This is a genomic window from Streptomyces sp. TLI_053, assembly GCF_900105395.1.
Taxonomy (GTDB): domain Bacteria; phylum Actinomycetota; class Actinomycetes; order Streptomycetales; family Streptomycetaceae; genus Kitasatospora.
Genome location: NZ_LT629775.1, coordinates 1,495,283 through 1,510,829 on the forward strand (window position 1 = coordinate 1,495,283; position 15,547 = coordinate 1,510,829).

The 15,547-nt window shown below is 74.8% G+C and carries 15 protein-coding genes; 6 read left to right on the forward strand and 9 right to left on the reverse strand.

Annotation, left to right across the window (positions count from 1 at the left end):
* Positions 1 to 201 precede the first annotated feature (201 nt).
* From BLU95_RS05720 to BLU95_RS05730, 3 genes are all read right to left on the reverse strand, one after another.
* Positions 202 to 1,056, reverse strand: coding sequence for an SAM-dependent methyltransferase (locus BLU95_RS05720; protein ID WP_093858998.1), 855 nt, complete (start codon positions 1,054 to 1,056; stop codon positions 202 to 204).
* Positions 1,057 to 1,215: 159 nt separating this feature from the next.
* Positions 1,216 to 1,665 carry a hypothetical protein gene (locus BLU95_RS05725; RefSeq protein ID WP_093858999.1) on the reverse strand — a complete coding sequence of 150 codons (450 nt, stop codon included), beginning with the start codon at positions 1,663 to 1,665 and terminating at the stop codon, positions 1,216 to 1,218.
* Entirely contained in the window at positions 1,662 to 3,503 is a 1,842-nt protein-coding gene (locus tag BLU95_RS05730; RefSeq protein WP_093859000.1) for an AbeC-like domain-containing protein, read from the reverse strand. Before BLU95_RS05730 ends, BLU95_RS05725 begins: the two co-directional genes overlap by 4 nt.
* A gap of 410 nt (positions 3,504 to 3,913) precedes the next feature.
* Here BLU95_RS05730 and BLU95_RS05735 point away from each other — a divergent pair, with 410 nt between their 5' ends.
* Together BLU95_RS05735 and BLU95_RS05740 are read left to right on the forward strand one after the other, a co-directional pair.
* Complete coding sequence (locus BLU95_RS05735) at positions 3,914 to 4,393, forward strand: RrF2 family transcriptional regulator (RefSeq protein WP_093859001.1); 480 nt, start codon at positions 3,914 to 3,916, stop codon at positions 4,391 to 4,393.
* A gap of 190 nt (positions 4,394 to 4,583) precedes the next feature.
* Complete coding sequence (locus BLU95_RS05740; protein WP_093859002.1) at positions 4,584 to 5,798, forward strand: globin domain-containing protein; 1,215 nt, start codon at positions 4,584 to 4,586, stop codon at positions 5,796 to 5,798.
* Positions 5,799 to 5,889: 91 nt separating this feature from the next.
* On the opposite strand, the gene ddaH is transcribed toward BLU95_RS05740, so the two are convergent.
* Positions 5,890 to 6,717 (reverse strand): dimethylargininase, encoded by an 828-nt coding sequence (ddaH, locus tag BLU95_RS05745; RefSeq protein WP_197698722.1) that lies wholly within the window; start codon positions 6,715 to 6,717, stop codon positions 5,890 to 5,892.
* A gap of 423 nt (positions 6,718 to 7,140) precedes the next feature.
* On the opposite strand from ddaH, the gene BLU95_RS05750 reads away from it, so the two are divergent.
* Positions 7,141 to 7,923 (forward strand): SGNH/GDSL hydrolase family protein, encoded by a 783-nt coding sequence (locus BLU95_RS05750; RefSeq protein WP_093859003.1) that lies wholly within the window; start codon positions 7,141 to 7,143, stop codon positions 7,921 to 7,923.
* A gap of 7 nt (positions 7,924 to 7,930) precedes the next feature.
* Here the strand turns inward: BLU95_RS05750 and BLU95_RS05755 are convergent, their stop codons facing one another.
* Positions 7,931 to 8,308 carry a ribosomal maturation YjgA family protein gene (locus tag BLU95_RS05755; protein ID WP_502689807.1) on the reverse strand — a complete coding sequence of 126 codons (378 nt, stop codon included), beginning with the start codon at positions 8,306 to 8,308 and terminating at the stop codon, positions 7,931 to 7,933.
* A gap of 346 nt (positions 8,309 to 8,654) precedes the next feature.
* Between BLU95_RS05755 and BLU95_RS05760 the strand changes: the two genes are divergently transcribed.
* Together BLU95_RS05760 and BLU95_RS05765 are read left to right on the forward strand one after the other, a co-directional pair.
* Positions 8,655 to 10,109, forward strand: coding sequence for a DUF2252 domain-containing protein (locus BLU95_RS05760; RefSeq protein WP_093859005.1), 1,455 nt, complete (start codon positions 8,655 to 8,657; stop codon positions 10,107 to 10,109).
* A gap of 132 nt (positions 10,110 to 10,241) precedes the next feature.
* Positions 10,242 to 10,802 (forward strand): hypothetical protein, encoded by a 561-nt coding sequence (locus BLU95_RS05765; protein ID WP_093859006.1) that lies wholly within the window; start codon positions 10,242 to 10,244, stop codon positions 10,800 to 10,802.
* A 47-nt stretch (positions 10,803 to 10,849) separates the two neighbouring features.
* On the opposite strand, the gene BLU95_RS05770 is transcribed toward BLU95_RS05765, so the two are convergent.
* The 3 genes from BLU95_RS05770 to BLU95_RS05780 all read right to left on the reverse strand — a co-directional run bounded on the left by BLU95_RS05770 (position 10,850) and on the right by BLU95_RS05780 (position 13,759).
* Positions 10,850 to 11,536, reverse strand: a complete 687-nt coding sequence (locus BLU95_RS05770; RefSeq protein WP_093859007.1) for an alpha/beta fold hydrolase — start codon at positions 11,534 to 11,536, stop codon at positions 10,850 to 10,852.
* A 142-nt stretch (positions 11,537 to 11,678) separates the two neighbouring features.
* Positions 11,679 to 13,199: an MFS transporter gene (locus BLU95_RS05775; RefSeq protein WP_231978338.1), complete on the reverse strand. Its 1,521-nt coding sequence runs from the start codon at positions 13,197 to 13,199 to the stop codon at positions 11,679 to 11,681.
* A complete protein-coding gene (locus BLU95_RS05780; protein WP_400753701.1) occupies positions 13,196 to 13,759 on the reverse strand; it encodes a helix-turn-helix domain-containing protein in 564 nt (187 codons plus the stop codon). The genes BLU95_RS05775 and BLU95_RS05780 overlap by 4 nt, the downstream gene beginning before the upstream one ends.
* A gap of 280 nt (positions 13,760 to 14,039) precedes the next feature.
* Here BLU95_RS05780 and BLU95_RS05785 point away from each other — a divergent pair, with 280 nt between their 5' ends.
* The gene (locus tag BLU95_RS05785) at positions 14,040 to 14,441 is read left to right on the forward strand and encodes a hypothetical protein (protein WP_093859009.1); all 402 of its coding nucleotides are present in this window, start codon (positions 14,040 to 14,042) and stop codon (positions 14,439 to 14,441) included.
* Positions 14,442 to 14,517: 76 nt separating this feature from the next.
* On the opposite strand, the gene BLU95_RS05790 is transcribed toward BLU95_RS05785, so the two are convergent.
* Entirely contained in the window at positions 14,518 to 15,426 is a 909-nt protein-coding gene (locus tag BLU95_RS05790; protein ID WP_159424797.1) for a winged helix-turn-helix domain-containing protein, read from the reverse strand.
* Positions 15,427 to 15,547 lie beyond the last annotated feature (121 nt).

Consider the following 15,547-nt stretch of genomic DNA (forward strand, 5'->3'; position numbering starts at 1 on the left):
AATCGTCGAACCGGACGCTGCACGGCCGCACCGGGCACTCCGGGCGACCCGGGGGGACTGTCCGGATCGCCCGAAGCGTAGAAGGTCGATTGACGAAGCGTCAGGAGATGACCGGGATTGTTGCCAACCGTTCAAGTCTGTTCAATTGGTCACTATTCGAACCGCCCGGCCCCCCACTGGCGGGGGCCGGGCGGCACGGGATCAGCGCTTGACGGCCACACCGCCGTACATCGCGATGTCCTGGTCCCGGATCGGCGCCGCGTCCGGGTCGGGGTTCCAGTGGTGAACCAGGGTCACGCCGGGGTCCAGCAGCTCGTAGCCGTCAAAGAAGGCCAGGGTCTCGGCCCGGTCGCGGATCTGCAGCGGGATGCCCCGGGCGTTGTACTCGCGGCCCACCCCGCCGACGCCCACCGGGTCGGTGTCGCCGGTGAAGACGGTCAGCGCGAGGAAGCTGCCCGGCGCCAGGCGGTCCATCAGCCGGCGCACCAGGCCCTGCGGGTCGTCCGCGTCGAGGACGAAGTGCACGATCGCGATCAGCGACAGCGCCACCGGCCGGGAGAGGTCGATCACTTCGCGCAGCGCCGGCGAGTCCAGGATCGAGTCGACGTCACGCAGGTCGGCGTCCAGGTAGGCGGTGCGGCCCTCCGGGGCGCTGGACATCAGCGCGCGGGCGTGGGTCAGCACGATCGGGTCGTTGTCGACGTACACCACCCGCGACTCCGGGGCCACCGCCTGAGCGATCTCGTGCACGTTCGGCGAGGTGGGGATGCCCGTGCCGATGTCCAGGAACTGCCGCACCCCGTGCTTCTCGGCGAGGTGGCGGACCACCCGTTCCATGAAGGTGCGGGTGGTCCGCATCGAGGTCGGCAGGGCCGGCCAGGCCTGCACGGAGGCGTGGGCGGCCACCCGGTCCGGCGCGAAGTTGGTCTTGCCGCCGATGAGGTAGTCGTACACCCGGGCGGAGTGCGGGACGTCCATCCGGAGGTCCACTCCCGTCCAGGACTCCCGGCCCGGCCCACCCGGCCGCTCCCCCGACACCCAGTCAGCGCGCCCCATGTCGCTCTCCCGCTCTGCCCCGTTTGACGTTCCGATCCGGCTCCCGTCGGCGGCCCGCCGCGTCAACTCGGCAGCGGGCACGCCTTCGTGCGCACGGTAACCGACCGTACACCAGGGGATCGGGCGCTGCCTGAAGGGGTGGCGCGATCGGGCAGCGGCTCAGGTCTGTCCGAAGAGGGCCGCGAAGGCCGTTTCCAGGCCGGTCACGGCAGCCGCCAGGACAGCGACCGTGCGCAGCGCGTCGAGAACGGTACCGACGCGGCGGCGGAGGCGGCCTTCGCGGGGCTGGGCGAGGTCTGTTTCGGCGAGGATCTCGGCGAGGGCGCTGTCCGCGTCGTCGGCCTCGGCTTCGGGGACGGCGCCCGGGTGTTCGGTCCGGAGGCGGGCGAGGGCGGCGCGCAGGGATTCGGCCGCTGCTCGCAGGGCTTCCGGGCCGGGTGGGGGCGGTGGGGCCGGATCCGTGCCGATGCGGACGGTCGAGCCCTGGCCGCCGGCCACCGGGCCGTACACGGTGGAGCCGACCACCTGGATTCCGCCGGTGTTCCAACTGGCACCGGCGGGCGGCCGATTCGCCTCCGGCCCGACGGTGGCGTCCGCGTCCTCGGTCATGTGCCCTTCCCCTTCCCCTTGCCGATGTCCACCCTGGCCCCGGCGCCACCGGCGACCGGGCCGTGCACGGTGGAACCCACCACCTGGACACCGCCGTTGTTGATGTTGGTGATGCTCTGCGACTGCTCCTCGAAGGCCGCGCTGTCGTAGCCGCGCGCCTTCAGTTCGGCGCCGACCGCGCTGAACACCCGCTCGGTCACGGTGCTCAGGAAACGCTGCACGTCGTGCTCCTGGAAGATGTTCTGGTACGTCGCGCCGGCGCCGAGTTCGCGGACGCTCGACCGGGGCGCGTAGTCCACCGCGTAACCGGCCCGGGTCAGGTGGCGGTACCGGCGGGCGAGCCGGGCGGCCCGGCCGCGCGACTGCCAGGCCTGCCGGACCTGACCGACGGCGATCGCCGCGTCGCCGCCGAGGCGACGCCCGGACCAGCTGAGCGCGTTCATCGCGTGCATGAAGCCGGAGCGGTGCCCCAGCAGGTCGACCACGTGGTACTCCTGCGCCACCGGACCCAGCACGTACGGCAGCCACTCCAGGTACAGCAGGCCGCCGCGGGTGCTGGCCCGGACCAGCACGGTGACCACGACCTCCTCCTGCCAGGAACCGACCCGGATCGCCAGGTAGTGCCGGAGCCGCTCGTGGCCCGACCGGCTCAGCAGGTCGACCCAGGCCGGTTCGAGCAGGACCTGTTCCCCGGCCCGGCCGGACATCGCGCCCAGCCAGCTGTCCGGGTCGTCGTCGCGCAGACTGGGCCGGAACACCCGGTCGGTGACGGAGAGTCCGCGCAGCGAGTCCTCCGGGTAGCGCGGGTCCTGGGCGAGCGCGCGGACCCGCGCCGCGACCGAACGGTACAGCGTGCTGGTGTCGATCGGGTCGGGCGCCCGGCCCCGCGCGGCCCGTTCGGCGGAGGGGCGCAGCTCGAAGGTCATCCGCCAGATCCGGCCGGCCTTGCCGAGGCCGACCAGGGGGGCCTGGCGCTGGTAGAGGAGTTCCGGTCCGGCCTGCTGCTCGCCCAGCCGCGCGTAGACCCGGGCGGCCCGGGAGCCGCGGGGGCTCGGCGGCGGGACGGGCGTGGGGTCCATCCCGACCAGGGCGGACAGCCGGCGCCGCAGCCGGTAGCGCAGCCGGGCGCAGGCCAGCCAGAACAGGGCCAGTTCGACCAGCAGGCCGGCGCCGGTCGGGCCGGCGAGGTCGGGAACGAAGATCCGGTTCAGGTCGGAGCCCTCGAGCGGGCCGTAGAGGTAGGTGGCGACGGCGGCCACCAGGGCCAGGGTGGCGAGCAGCCGGCCGACGCCGGCGACGGCCCCGCGCCAGCCGGTGGCGCGGGGCGACCTCGGAGTGATCATCAGCCGCTCGATCTCCAGGCCGAGCCGGTGGTCCATCCGGCCGGACCCGAGGCCGCCACCGGCCAGCGTCAGCAGCAGGAGCAGCGCCAGGGCCGCGAGCCCGGCGCCCACACCGAGCACCGGGAATCCCAGCACCATGACGAGGACGCAGAACACGCCGGTCCGGGCCTCCCAGCGGCGGGCGGTCAGGGCCTCGTGCAGCACCCGGACCAGGTCGGTGCCGGGCGAGGGCGCGGGGATCCGGAAGGACTGCTCGACCAGTTCCTCGATCAGCGCGGCGCGGAAGCGCCGGTCCAACCAGGCGGCGGCGCACAGGTAGCGGGTGGCGTCGCCGGGGACGGTGCCGGCCTGGCGGTGCAGGTTCTCGGGCGTCGCCGGGACGGCGGGGCCGGGTGTGCCGGCGGAGGTGAACGAGGGGCCCAGGTACGTCGGGGTGTCGTGGGGCTCCGGCGGTTCGGCGGACGACGGCCCGGCGGACGGCGGTTCGGTGGACACGGGTTCGGCGGACGGCGGTTCGGGGCGCGCAGGTCCGGGCCGCACCGACTGCGGCGGCACCGGCTGGGGCCTCGGCCGCGGCGGGACGACAGGCCCGGTCCGGATCGGCGGCGAGGGCGGCGGATACCCCTGCGGCGGGGCGGGCGGGCGTGGCGGAGGGTAGAGCGAGGGCGGAGGGTAGGGCGGTGGTGTCCGCGAGGGTTCCTGCGGCGGAGGCGGCGGTGGGGTGCCACTGTCCATGTTGTCCCCATTCCCCAGGTCGTATTCCGGCGAACGAGCTTGGCCAGTAAAGCAGTTGACCTGTCCGACGGACAGCGCGCCGCACGCTTCGGCGGGTAACGGTTCGGCTCCGCCGAGTGGCGCGTGCAGGAAATTGGAGTCCCAGAGTCGTATTCGCTAGCCTGTCGAGCGTGAGGCTGACCAAGAGCACCGACATCGCCCTCCGCATCGCCATGCGGCTGGCCGTCCTCGACGAGGAGGACAACCCGACCACCCGCGAGGTGGCCGAGGCGGTCGGCGTGCCCTACACCCACGCCGCCAAGGTGGTCAGCCGACTGCAGCACCTCGGCGTGGTGGAGGCACGGCGCGGTCGCGGCGGGGGCCTGTCCCTCACCGCGGCGGGCCGCACCGGCTCGCTCGGCCCACTGCTGCGCGAGCTGGAGGGAGTGGGCGACGTGGTCGGCTGCGAGGACGAACCACCCTGCCCGCTGCGGGCGGCCTGCCGGCTGCGCGGGGCGCTGCGCACCGCCCAGGAGGCGTTCTTCGCCACCCTGGACCCGCTCTCGATCGGCGATCTGGTGACCGCGCCGACCGGACCGGTCCTGCTCGGCCTCACCACCCGGCCGGGCCTCGGCACAAGACCCGGCCGCGGCACCGGTCCCTCCGACTGACCCACCCCGGCGCCGACCCGAGCACCCCACCGCAGGGCATCCCCACCGCACCACCACCGCCTGCCCCACCGCACCGCACGGCATGGCACGGCACGGCGCCACCGCCGCACCCGCGGCACCACCCCACGCCGGTCCGCGCATCCGCACGGCCGAAAATACGACTCTCAGATACCAGTTTGGAGCGCCTCAGATGCTTTCCGCCAAGTCCGCCGAGGTCGTCGAAGCCACCCTGCCCGTCGTGGGTGGCGCGATCGGCGACATCACGCCGCTGTTCTACGACCGGATGTTCGCGGCCCACCCGGAGCTGCTGCGCGACCTGTTCAACCGGGGCAACCAGTCCAACGGCAGCCAGCGACAGGCGCTCGCGGGCTCGATAGCCGCCTTCGCGACCGCCCTGATCGCCGCTCCGGACACCCGTCCGGACGCACTGCTCGCCCGCATCGCGCACAAGCACGTCTCGGTCGGCATCAGCGAGGACCAGTACCGGATCGTCCACGAGCACCTGTTCGCCGCCATCGTGGAGGTGCTCGGCGAGGCCGTCACCCCCGAGGTCGCGGCCGCCTGGGACGAGGTCTACTGGCTGATGGCGAACGCCCTGATCGCCATCGAGGACCGGCTGCGCGCCGAGAGCGCCGCCGCCCAGCACCTCGACCCCGCCGACCTCTGGCGCCCGTACACCCTCGTCGCCCGCTACCCGGAGACCGACGACGTCACCACCTACCTGGTCCGCCCGGCCGACGGCCGCCCGCTGCCGGCCGCCCGGCCCGGCCAGTACCTCTCGGTGCGCGCCGAACTCCCCGACGGCGCCCGGCAGATCCGCCAGTACAGCCTGTCCGGCGCGGCGGACGGCGCGCTCCGGTTCACCGTCAAGCGGGCCACCGCCGAGACCGCCGGGGGCCCGGCCGGCGAGGTCTCCAACCACCTGCACGAGCACCTGCGGGCCGGGGACGTCCTCGACATCGCCCCGCCGTTCGGCGATGTCGCGCTGACCGGCGGCGAGGGCCCGCTGCTGCTCGCCTCGGCCGGCATCGGCAATACGCCGATCACCGCCATGCTGGCCCACCTCGCCGCCACCGGCTCCACCCGCCGGGTCGTCACCGTGCACGGCGACCGCGACCAGCTGTCGCACGCCTTCCGCGCCGACCTCGCCCAACTGACCGCCAAGCTGCCGGACGCCACCGCCCACGTCTTCTACGAGCGGCCGCTCGGCGACTGGCCGGCCGGGCGGACCGGCCTGGTCGACCTCTCCACCGTCGACGTCCCCGCGGGCGCCACCGCCTACCTCTGCGGCCCGCTGCCCTTCCTGCGCTCGGTCCGGGCCCAGCTCCTCGCCGCGGGCGTCCCGGCCGCCGACATCCACTACGAGGTGTTCGGCCCCGACCTCTGGCTCGGCCAGGACGCCTGACCCGGTCCCGCCCTCCCTCCGCACCCCGTCCGTCCCCGCCCTGTCCGTACCCCGTCCGTGCGGCCGGCTCGCACGGACGGGGCGCGGGGTCTCAGGGCCGGAGTTCGAGCGTGCAGCACTTGGGCCCGCCGCCGCCCTTGAACAGCTCGGAGACGTCGACGGGTATCGGCTCGAAACCCTCGTCGGCGAGGCGGGCGGCCAGCGCCTTCGCGGCCTCCGGCAGCAGTACCCGGCGGCCGTCGGAGACGGCGTTCAGACCGAACACCTCGGCGTCCTCCAGGTCGGCGAGCACGGCGTCCGGGTAGAGGCTGCGCAGCAGCGCCTGGCTGTCCGGGGTGAACGCCTCCGGGTAGTACATGACCTGGTCGTCGGTGAGGACGGCGAGCGCGGTGTCCAGGTGGTAGAAGCGCGGGTCCACCAGGGACAGGGTGAGCACCTGGCGGCCGAAGAGGTCCCGGACCTCGGTGTGCGCGGCCGGATCGGTGCGGAAGCCGCTGCCGGCCAGCACCCGGCGGCCGACCACCAGGTGATCGCCCTCGCCCTCGTTGACGCGCTCGGCGCGTCGCACCTCGCGGTAGCCGCGGGCCCGGAACCAGCTCTCGTGGGCGTCGGACTCGCCGGCCCGCTCGGGGTGGCGGAAGCTCGCGACCAGCACCCGGCCGTCGAGCACGGTGGCGCCGTTGGCCGTGTAGACCATGTCCGGCAGGCCGGGCACCGGATCGATCAGCTCCACGGTGTGGCCGAGCTGCCGGTAGAGCTCGTGCAGCCGCTCCCACTGCCGGACGGCGAGCGCGGTGTCCGTCGGCTGCCCCGGGTCCATCCAGGGGTTGATCGCGTACTCGACCGTGAAGTACGTCGGCCGGCACATGAGGTAGCGCCGCGGCTTCGCGGTGCGCTCCGGGATTCGGTACGACGGCATTCGGCGACCTCCGCGGTCGGGAACGGGACGGAGCAGAGAGGGAGCTGTGACGGAGCGGACGCGGGCCCCGGTACGGGGCGCGGACACCGCCCGCCGCCTACGTCCGTACGGTCCAGAGGGCGGCTGCCCCGGCCGCGCCGTTCCCACACCCGGGCGGACGCACGGGGTGGCGCAGTACCCCGCGCATCCGGTGCGCCCGCCCGCGCGCCCCTGGCGCACAAGGGCGCTCGCGAGCCGTTCCGGAACGTCCGAACCCGTCGTTCCGGCCCGTGCAGGCCTCCGCCCGGGCCTTTCGGCCCTTCCGTACACGGCCGCTCCGGGCCCCCGTTTCCGGGCCTTCCGACCGCACGTGGCCGATCTCACGTACCGCTACCGGCCACCTACGGTGGCGTAGGTCACTTGAGACAGTGAACTATCTCCTTCATGTCGTACCTCCAGGAGACTCTTGACCTCAATTCGTACGTCGCCCTCGGGGACAGCTTCACCGAGGGCCTGAACGACCCCGGCGCCGACGGTGCTTTCGCCGGCTGGGCCGACCGGCTGGCGGGGCTGCTCGCCGACGGCCGGCCGCCGGGCGGCTTCCGGTACGCCAACCTCGCGGTGCGCGGCCGGCTGCTGGACCAGATCATGGCCGAGCAGGTGCCGGAGGTCCGCCGGATCCGGCCCGACCTGGTCACCTTCTGCGCCGGCGGGAACGACATCCTGCGCCCGGGCAGCGACCCGGACGAGGTGGCCGAGCGCTTCGAGGCCGCCGTCGCCCAACTCGTCGACGCGGCGGGCACGGTGCTCATCTGCACCGGCTTCGACACGCGCGGCGTGCCGCTGTTCAAACACCTGCGCGGGAAGATCGCCACCTACAACGGCCACATGCGCGCCGTCGCCGACCGGTACGGCTGCAAGGTGGCCGACCTCTGGTCGCTGCGCGCCGTCCAGGACCGCCGTGCCTGGAGCGAGGACCGCCTGCACCTCTCCCCCGAGGGCCACCAGCGGGTCGCCCTGCTGGCCGCGCGCTCGCTGGGCCTGCGCACCGAGCAGGACCCGGAGGCCCCCTGGCCGTCCACCCCGGCGCTCTCCCCCGCCGAGCAGCGCCGGGAGGACCTCCAGTGGGCCCGCGAGTTCCTGCTGCCGTGGGTCGGCCGCCGACTGCGCGGGGAGTCCTCCGGCGACAACGTCGAGGCCAAGCGCCCCGAGCTGATGCCGCTCTGACGATCCGTCAGTCGATCGCCCGACGGACGGCGTCCGGCCGTCCGGCCGCCCTCGTACCTGCGCGGACCCCCGTGTGCACGAGGGCGGCCAGACCGGCGCCGACCAGGTACCAGAACAGATCCGGCGGGTTGAAGGTGGATCCGAGCACCAGCCGGGCGAGCACACTGCGCCGGGCCAGGTCGTCCGGGACCCCGGTCAGCTGGAACAGCTCCACGGCCCAGCTCAGGCCTGCCGCGGCCACGGCCGCGACCGGCGGCCGCAGCCGCGGCGCGACCAGCACCAGGAGCGCGTACAGGAGCACGGTGTAGAGGGCGTCACCCGCGTACTTGGCCACCTCGCCACCGGCCACGGTCCGCACCCCGAGCCCCGCGCCGACCGTGAGCACCGCCGCCACCGCGGCCGCGCCACGGACCGCCCGCCGCCGCCCCGAAGATCGTCCATCCCGGCACCCTACGGCCGGCCGGCACCTCCCGCCGACCCGCCCCGGCCCGGCCCGTGCCGACCGCCGACCGCCGACCGCCCCCGCACGCGACCGACCGCTCCCGACGAGCGACGACCGCCGACCCGGCCCATGCCGACCGCCGACCGCCGCGGGAACCGCGGTCGCCTCCCGGTGCGTCCCTCCCTGCCGAAAGACCGGACGGGCGGACCGGTAGCCTGCTGGCCGGCCCGTTTCCGGGCCGGGTCCGCGCAGGTCGCGGGCGGGAACGACAGAGACAGGGCGGGGCGCAGTGACTCAGCTGACCGAGACGGTGAACGGGTCCGGGACAACGGCGGACGTGGCGGGGGCCGGGCACGGACCCGGGCGACGGTTCACCGTCGAGGGCTTCGCCCCGCGCCAGGACGGCGACGCGCGCGAGCGCGGCAAGGCCCTGCGCACCCGAACCCCGCGCGAGCGGCACGCCGAGTTCCCGCCCGTCACCGACCGCCCGACCGCGGTCCAGGCGATCGAGGCCTCCAACGAGGGCCGGCTGGCCGGGCTGGTGCCGATCCGGCTGGGCCGGATGGCCGCCACCCCGTTCGCCTTCCTGCGCGGTTCGGCCGGGCTGATGGCCGCCGATCTCGCCGCCACACCGACCAGCGGCACCGTCGCCCAGCTCTGCGGCGACGCCCACGCGGCCAACTTCGGCCTCTACGGCGACGCTCGCGGCCGGCTCGTGATGGACATCAACGACTTCGACGAGACCGTCCCCGGCCCGTGGGAGTGGGACCTCAAGCGCCTCGCAGCGAGCCTGGTCCTGGCCGGCCGGGAGATAGGCGCCGACGAGACGACCGCCCGCCGGGCCGCCTTCGACGCGGCCGGCGCCTACCGCCGCACCATGCGCACCCTGGCCAAGCTCCCGGCGCTGGACGCCTGGAACGCCGTCGCCGACGAGCAGTTGGTCTCCTTCGCCCAGGCCCACGACCTGGCCGAGCTGCTGGAGAAGGTCGGCGCGAAGGCGCTCGGCAACACCAGCGCCCGGTTCGCCGCCAAGTCCGCCGTCCGCTCCGAGGACGGCGCCTGGCGCTTCACCGCGGCCCCGCCGGTGCTCAGCGAGGTGACGGACGCCACGGCCGCCGCCGTCGCCGGCGCGCTCGGCGAGTACGTGGGGACCGTGCCGAGCGAGCTGCACCCGCTGCTGTCCCGCTACCGGGTGCAGGACGTGGCGTTCCGGGTCGTCGGCACCGGCAGCGTCGGCACCCGCTCGTACGTCGTCCTGCTGACCGACCACCGCGAGCAGCCGCTGGTGCTCCAGGTGAAGGAGGCACGCCCGTCGGTGCTGCTGCCGCACCTGGCCCGGGCCGGCCACCCGGTGGCCGGGGCGGACGTCCACGAGGGCCGCCGGGTGGTCCGCGGGCAGAAGCGGATGCAGGTGGTCAGCGACACCCTGCTCGGCTGGACCACGGTCGACGGACTCCCCTACCAGGTACGTCAGTTCCGCAACCGCAAGGGCAGCGTGGACCCGGCCGCCCTGCTGCCCGCCCAGTTGGACGACTACGCCCGGATCACCGGCGCCCTGCTCGCCCGCGCCCACGCCCACACCGCCGACCCGGGGGTGATCAGCGGCTACTGCGGCAAGAACGAGGCCCTGGACGAGGCGGTGGCCACCTTCGCGGTCGCCTACGCCGACCGTACCGAGGCCGACCACGCCGACCTCCTCACCGCCATCCGGGCCGGACGCCTCCCGGCCGAGCACGGCGTCTGACCGGCACCCCAGGCCCGGCGCTCCCGAGCGCCGGGCCGGGGGAATCGTCCGTCCCGACCCGGGCGGCGGTCGTCGTCCGCCCGGTACCGGCGTCGGAACGCCGTGCCCCTCCGACGGGTCCTGGAGGCCTCGATGCCCGAACCCAGCCTTTACCTGATCGTTCCCTGCTCCGAGAGCCAGCGCGGGAACGCCGACGAGGTGCGGGGACTGCCGCTCACCGACCGACGTCGGACGATGGCCGCGGGCCTGCAGTACACCGGAGCCGGCCACACGCAGCCCCGGTACGCGGCGAGGCGCATCGTGTCGGTCTACCGCGAGGAGTTCGACTGCGGTCTCCTGATCCTGTCGACCAAGTACGCGCTGCTCCGGCCCGACACGGTCATCGCGCCGTACAACGTGCGGAACGTCGCCGAAGCCACGCCCCGACAGCTCGGCGAAGAGACCGTGACGCCGAGCGAACTCGGCGCCAAGGTGCGCGCGCAGGAGTCGTTCGCCGCCCTCGCGGAGGCGCCGGTCGTCGTCCTGGGGTCCGCCTTCTTCATCGACACGATCATCGAGCACGTCTGGAACCACGCCTTCGCCCCGCTGACCCGGGTGACCAACGTCCGCGCCCGCTACTCCAGATCGAACTGGCTGGATCCGCGCGCCAACATCGGCGCCTACCTGGACACGTTCGCTTCCGAGCGGCTCTGACCGCGACCGCCCGACCACGCCCCGGCCCGGGACCGTCGGCCGGGACGTCAGGGGGCGAGGAACGGGGCCACGGCCGCGACGAACTCCGCCGGGCGGTCCCGATGCACCAGGTGGCCCGCGTCGACGGTGACCAGGCGGCAGTCGGGGATCAGTCCGGCCAGCTCGGCCAACCCGGACTGCGGGACGTGGCTGCTGGGTCCGCCCGCCACCAGCAGGGTGGGGGCGGTGATCGCGGTCATCCGCTCCAGCCGGCGCGGGTCGGGCCGGTCGATCTGTCCCTTGACCGCCCGGACCACCGCCCAGTCGAAGTCGACGGGTTCCTCGGGGGCGTCCGCGACCGGGCTCGCCGGGCGGGGGCGCGGGGCGGGAACGTCCTCCAGGACGAGCCGGCCGACCCGGTCCGGCCGGTCCTGGGCGAGCAGGTAGGCGACCACGCCGCCCATCGAGTGCCCGACCACGTCCACCCGCTCCAGGCCGTGCGCGTCCAGCAGGGCGAGCACGTCGTCCCGCATCGCCTCCAGGCCGTACCGGCCGGGGCGGCCGCTGTCGCCGTGACCGCGCAGGTCGAGGGCGTGGACGCGGTGGTGCGGGGCGAGGGCGGGAAGCACCACGTCCCAGTCGGTGGCCCGCTCCCCGAGGGCGTGCAGCAGGACCAGCGGCGGGCCGTCGGCCGGGCCGCTCTCCCGGCAGGCGAGGGAGAGGCCCGGCAGGTCGACCATCAGCGGTTCGGTCATACCGGCCACCGTAGTACGCGCCGGCCGGGCCCAGCCGGGCGTTCGCCCAGCGCTCAACACGCCGACGCTCCGTGCGGCAGCGACCAACACGTCCGCGCTCAACACGTCCACGCCCGACACGTCCACGCCCGACGCCGCGGCGTCAACGCGTCGGCGTGCTCTCCCGCGCGGGGCCGCCCGCCGCCGCTCCGCCCGCCGCTCCACCGGGTGCGGCCCCGGCCGCCGCCCGGGCCGCCTCCCGTTCCGACGCCCGGCCCGCCAGCACCGAGGCGACCACCGCCAGCGCCGCCACCGCCGCGCAGACACCGCTCGCCCACGCGAACGCCGCCCGGTGCCCGCCGCCACCGCCGGTCGCCCGCAGGTAGACGCCGGACAGCGCCGAAACGCTGACCGCCGCCGCGATCCGCTGCGCCATCTGCAGGATCGCCCCGCTCACCCCGGCCGCCTCGGCCGGCGCGTGCCGCAGCACGAACGCCTGGTTGGTGGCCGCCATCAGCCCGACCGAGGCGCCGCCCAGCAGTTGGAGCAGCGCGAGCAGCCAGGGCAGCGGACCGGTCGGTGCCCAGCGCCCGACCAGGCCGCCCGCGAGCATCACCAGCGCCGAGCCGGCCATGCCCGCGGTGACGGTCCGCCGGCCGAACCGCTGGACGACCCGCCAGGCGAACGCCGAGGCGAAGCCCATCGCGACCGCCGACGGCAGCGCGACCAGGGCCGCGCCCATCGGCGAGAGACCCAGGCCGTCCTGGAGGAACATCGTCAGCACCAGTCCGGCGGCCAGCGAGGAGCCGAACTGCGCCATCGCCAGTGCCGTCCCCAGCGCGTAGGGCGCGGAGCGGGTCAGCGCCGGGTGGATCAGCGGGTGGCCGCCGCGCCGGGCGTAGCGTTGCTGCCACCGGGCCAGCGCGCCGAGCAGCGCGGCCGCCGCGACGGCGAAGCCGAGCCAGCCGGCCCAGCCCGGGGGCTGGACGAAGGGCAGCATCAGCGCCAGGGTCAGCGCGGCGACGAGCAGCAGTCCGACCAGGTCGAGGTCGGCGTGCCGGGCGCTGGGGCGCGGGCGAGGCAGGTGGCGGACCGCCAGCAACAGGGTGACCAGTCCGAACGGCACGTTGAGCAGGAAGGTCAGCCGCCAGCCCTGTTCCGGTCCGACGGCGGCGAGCACCGCGCCGCCGATCGGCGGGCCGAGGGCGAAGGCGAGACCGCCGGTCACGGCGTACATCCCGAGCGCGCGGGCCCGCAGCTGGCCCTGGAAGACGTCCTGGAGGGTGCCGATCATCTGGGAGTTCACCAGTCCGGCGCCGGCGCCCTGGAGCAGCCGGGCGGCGACCAGCACCCAGGGCTCGGTGGCGGTCGCGGAGAGCAGGCTGACGACGGTGAACAGGGCGAGGCCGCCGACGAAGAACCACTTGCGGCCGCGGACGTCGCCCAGCCGCCCGCCGGGTATCAGGGCCAGGCCGAAGGCCAGCGAGTAGCCGGCGACGATCCACTGGAGGTGCGCGGGCTGGGCGTGCAGCGACTCGCGCAGCGCGGGGATCGCGGTGTTGAGCACCGACTGGTCGATGAGGGTGGTGAAGCCGCCGGCGACACAGACCAGCAGCACCCGCCGCCCGGCCGCGTCGAACCGCTCCTTGACCGGCGGCGCCGGTATCGCGCCGGTCGCGTTCACGGTTCGACCACCACCAGCGCGTACCTGGCACCGGCCGGGCCGGGGCAGTGGAAGCGGCTGGTCTCGGCGGTGAACCGCAGGCAGTCCCCTGCCTCCAGCAGGTGCTCCGTGCCGTCGACGGTCATCGACAGCAGGCCGTCCAGCACCCAGAGGTGGTGCTCCCGGCCGGTGTTGTCGGGCTTGTCGTAGGCGATGTCGGCGCCGGCCGGCAGCCGTCCCTCGATCACCTCGGCCCGCAGTGAGCCGTGCGGCGGCGAGACGGAGCGCCGGACGTACCCGGTCGCCTCGTCCCGCCAGACCCGCTGGTCCCCGGCCCGCACCAGCCGGGCGGGCGCGGCCTCGACCTCGGCGAGCAGCCGCGACATGCTCCGCCCGTACACCGCGCAGAGCCGCCCGAGCAGCGCCGCCGTCGGGCTCACCTCGGCCCGTTCGACGCGCGACAGCGTGGAGCGGCTGACGTCCGCCCGCCGCGCCAGCTCCTCCAGCGTCCATCCACGTTCGACCCGCAGTTCGGCGAGCCGTTCCGCCAGCCGCTCGTCGGCGGCCGTTTCCATTCCCATATTCGTGATGCTATCCCGGATATGGGACATCGAGGGGGGACGGCGGGAGGACGAGCACGGGACGACGACGGGACTGCTTCGGGACGGCTCCGGGACGGATGCGGGACGCCCCCGGCCCGGCCCCCCGGTCGGAAGGGGCGCGGACCGGGCCGACCCTTCGCCCCAGGGGCGAACAGCTGGCCGCGCCGGACGCACCGGCGGTGAACTGCTTCCGGACGCCCCGTGGGCGCCCGGAAGCGCAGCTGATCCAGTCCCCGTTCCGTCCCCGGAAGGACCACCCATGCTCTCCGCCCGTGCCGCCCGTCTGCTCGCCGTGGCCACGCTCGGCCTCGGTGCCACCCTCACCCTGAGCCCCGGCCAGGCGTTCGCCGCCGAGGGCAACTTCGCGATCGGCTCGGGGTCCTGCCAGGCCGTCGAGAAGATCGAACTGCACTTCGTCAACGGCGCCTGGCACGACGAGATGGCGAACAACCCGACCCAGAACTCGGCGAGCGACCCCTACCGGTGTCGCTTCACGGTCTACGACAACGGCAACCTGATCTGGAGCTCCTCCCCCGCCACCGGCACCGGGGCCCAGTCGCCGTGGTTCTACGACGGTCCGGGCCACAGCATGAAGGCGTGCGTCCAGCGCTACTACAACGCCACACCGCAGGGCACGGCCAGCTGCGGCCCGCTCAACTGACCCCGGTCCCGACCGGGTCGGCCCCGGCCCGGCCGTGTCGCGCGGCCGGGCCGGGGCCGACCGGGCGTCCGGCGGCTCACGTGCCCGCCGACAACAGGGCGCGCCCGAGCGGTGCCACGAGGTGGCGGACGTGACGCCCCTGCCGTTGCGTCGTGATCGCCCCCGTCGTCCGCAGGGCGGTGGCGTGGGCACTCGCGGTGGACAGACCGATACCGAGGCGGGCCGCGAGTTCGGTGGTGCTGCAGGGCGCCTGCCCGACGGCCCGCAGGACGCGGGCGCGGGCCGGACCGATCAGGCCGGTCAGCGGGTCGGCCCCGGTCCGCTCGCGCTCGGCGGACGGGCCGACGGCCGGGTGGAGCAGCACCGCCGGCCGGCCCGGCACCAGGACGGCGCCGACGCCGTCCTGGACGAAGAAGTTCGGGTGCAGCTCCAGACCCCGGCCGTCCAGGTCGACGGTCCGGTCCGGTCCGCCCACCGCGCACCGGAGCACGCCCTCCTCCTGCCAGCCGACGCGGTGGTGGAGCACTCCCAGCATGGCGCCGATGCCGGCCTCGCCGGAGACGTGGGCGCGGTGGGCGATGTCGGTCCGCAGATGGCGCTGGATGTCGGACCAGTCCTCGGCGAGGCAGGCCCGGAACAGGGCCAGGGCGCCGCCGGCGAGCAGCCGCAGCCGGCGGGTGTCGCCGTCGCGGAGCTCGACGACGATCCGGGGCACACCCCGCCCGGCGCCGTATCCGGCGAGCGCCTGCCGCAACTCGGCCGCGGTGGTGGCCACCAGGGCGTCGAGTTCGTCGGCGAGCTGCCGGTCGGTGCCCTGCGGATGGGTCACCAGGAAGTCCGGCACACCGCTCCGGCAGGCGCCCACCACCTCGAGCAGCGGGGCCGCGCTGTGCGGTATCCGGCCGCGCATCCGCGTCCACCAACGGGCCCGGCGGGCACCGGCCCAGGTCGGGGATCCGGTCAGGGCGGTCAGGACGTGGTCCATCGGTGAGACCACGAACCGGGTCCGGGCGAGATCCGGGACAGCGAAGTTGACGGTCAGCACACATCCCCCAGAGGCCCGGTCGCTTCGGCCTGTGCTTCGCGGTGCGACGGCTGTCCCCGGC

Bases quoted from the DNA above. Each gene is read 5' to 3' on its own strand.
- BLU95_RS05790 (WP_159424797.1), bottom strand. From the start codon at position 15,426: ATGGACCACGTCCTGACCGCCCTGACCGGATCCCCGACCTGGGCCGGT.
- BLU95_RS05780 (WP_400753701.1), bottom strand. From the start codon at position 13,759: ATGGGAATGGAAACGGCCGCCGACGAGCGGCTGGCGGAACGGCTCGCC.
- BLU95_RS05785 (WP_093859009.1), top strand. From the start codon at position 14,040: ATGCTCTCCGCCCGTGCCGCCCGTCTGCTCGCCGTGGCCACGCTCGGC.
- BLU95_RS05725 (WP_093858999.1), bottom strand. From the start codon at position 1,665: ATGACCGAGGACGCGGACGCCACCGTCGGGCCGGAGGCGAATCGGCCG.
- BLU95_RS05770 (WP_093859007.1), bottom strand. From the start codon at position 11,536: ATGACCGAACCGCTGATGGTCGACCTGCCGGGCCTCTCCCTCGCCTGC.
- ddaH (WP_197698722.1), bottom strand. From the start codon at position 6,717: ATGCCGTCGTACCGAATCCCGGAGCGCACCGCGAAGCCGCGGCGCTAC.
- BLU95_RS05720 (WP_093858998.1), bottom strand. From the start codon at position 1,056: ATGGGGCGCGCTGACTGGGTGTCGGGGGAGCGGCCGGGTGGGCCGGGC.
- BLU95_RS05740 (WP_093859002.1), top strand. From the start codon at position 4,584: ATGCTTTCCGCCAAGTCCGCCGAGGTCGTCGAAGCCACCCTGCCCGTC.
- BLU95_RS05765 (WP_093859006.1), top strand. From the start codon at position 10,242: ATGCCCGAACCCAGCCTTTACCTGATCGTTCCCTGCTCCGAGAGCCAG.
- BLU95_RS05750 (WP_093859003.1), top strand. From the start codon at position 7,141: ATGTCGTACCTCCAGGAGACTCTTGACCTCAATTCGTACGTCGCCCTC.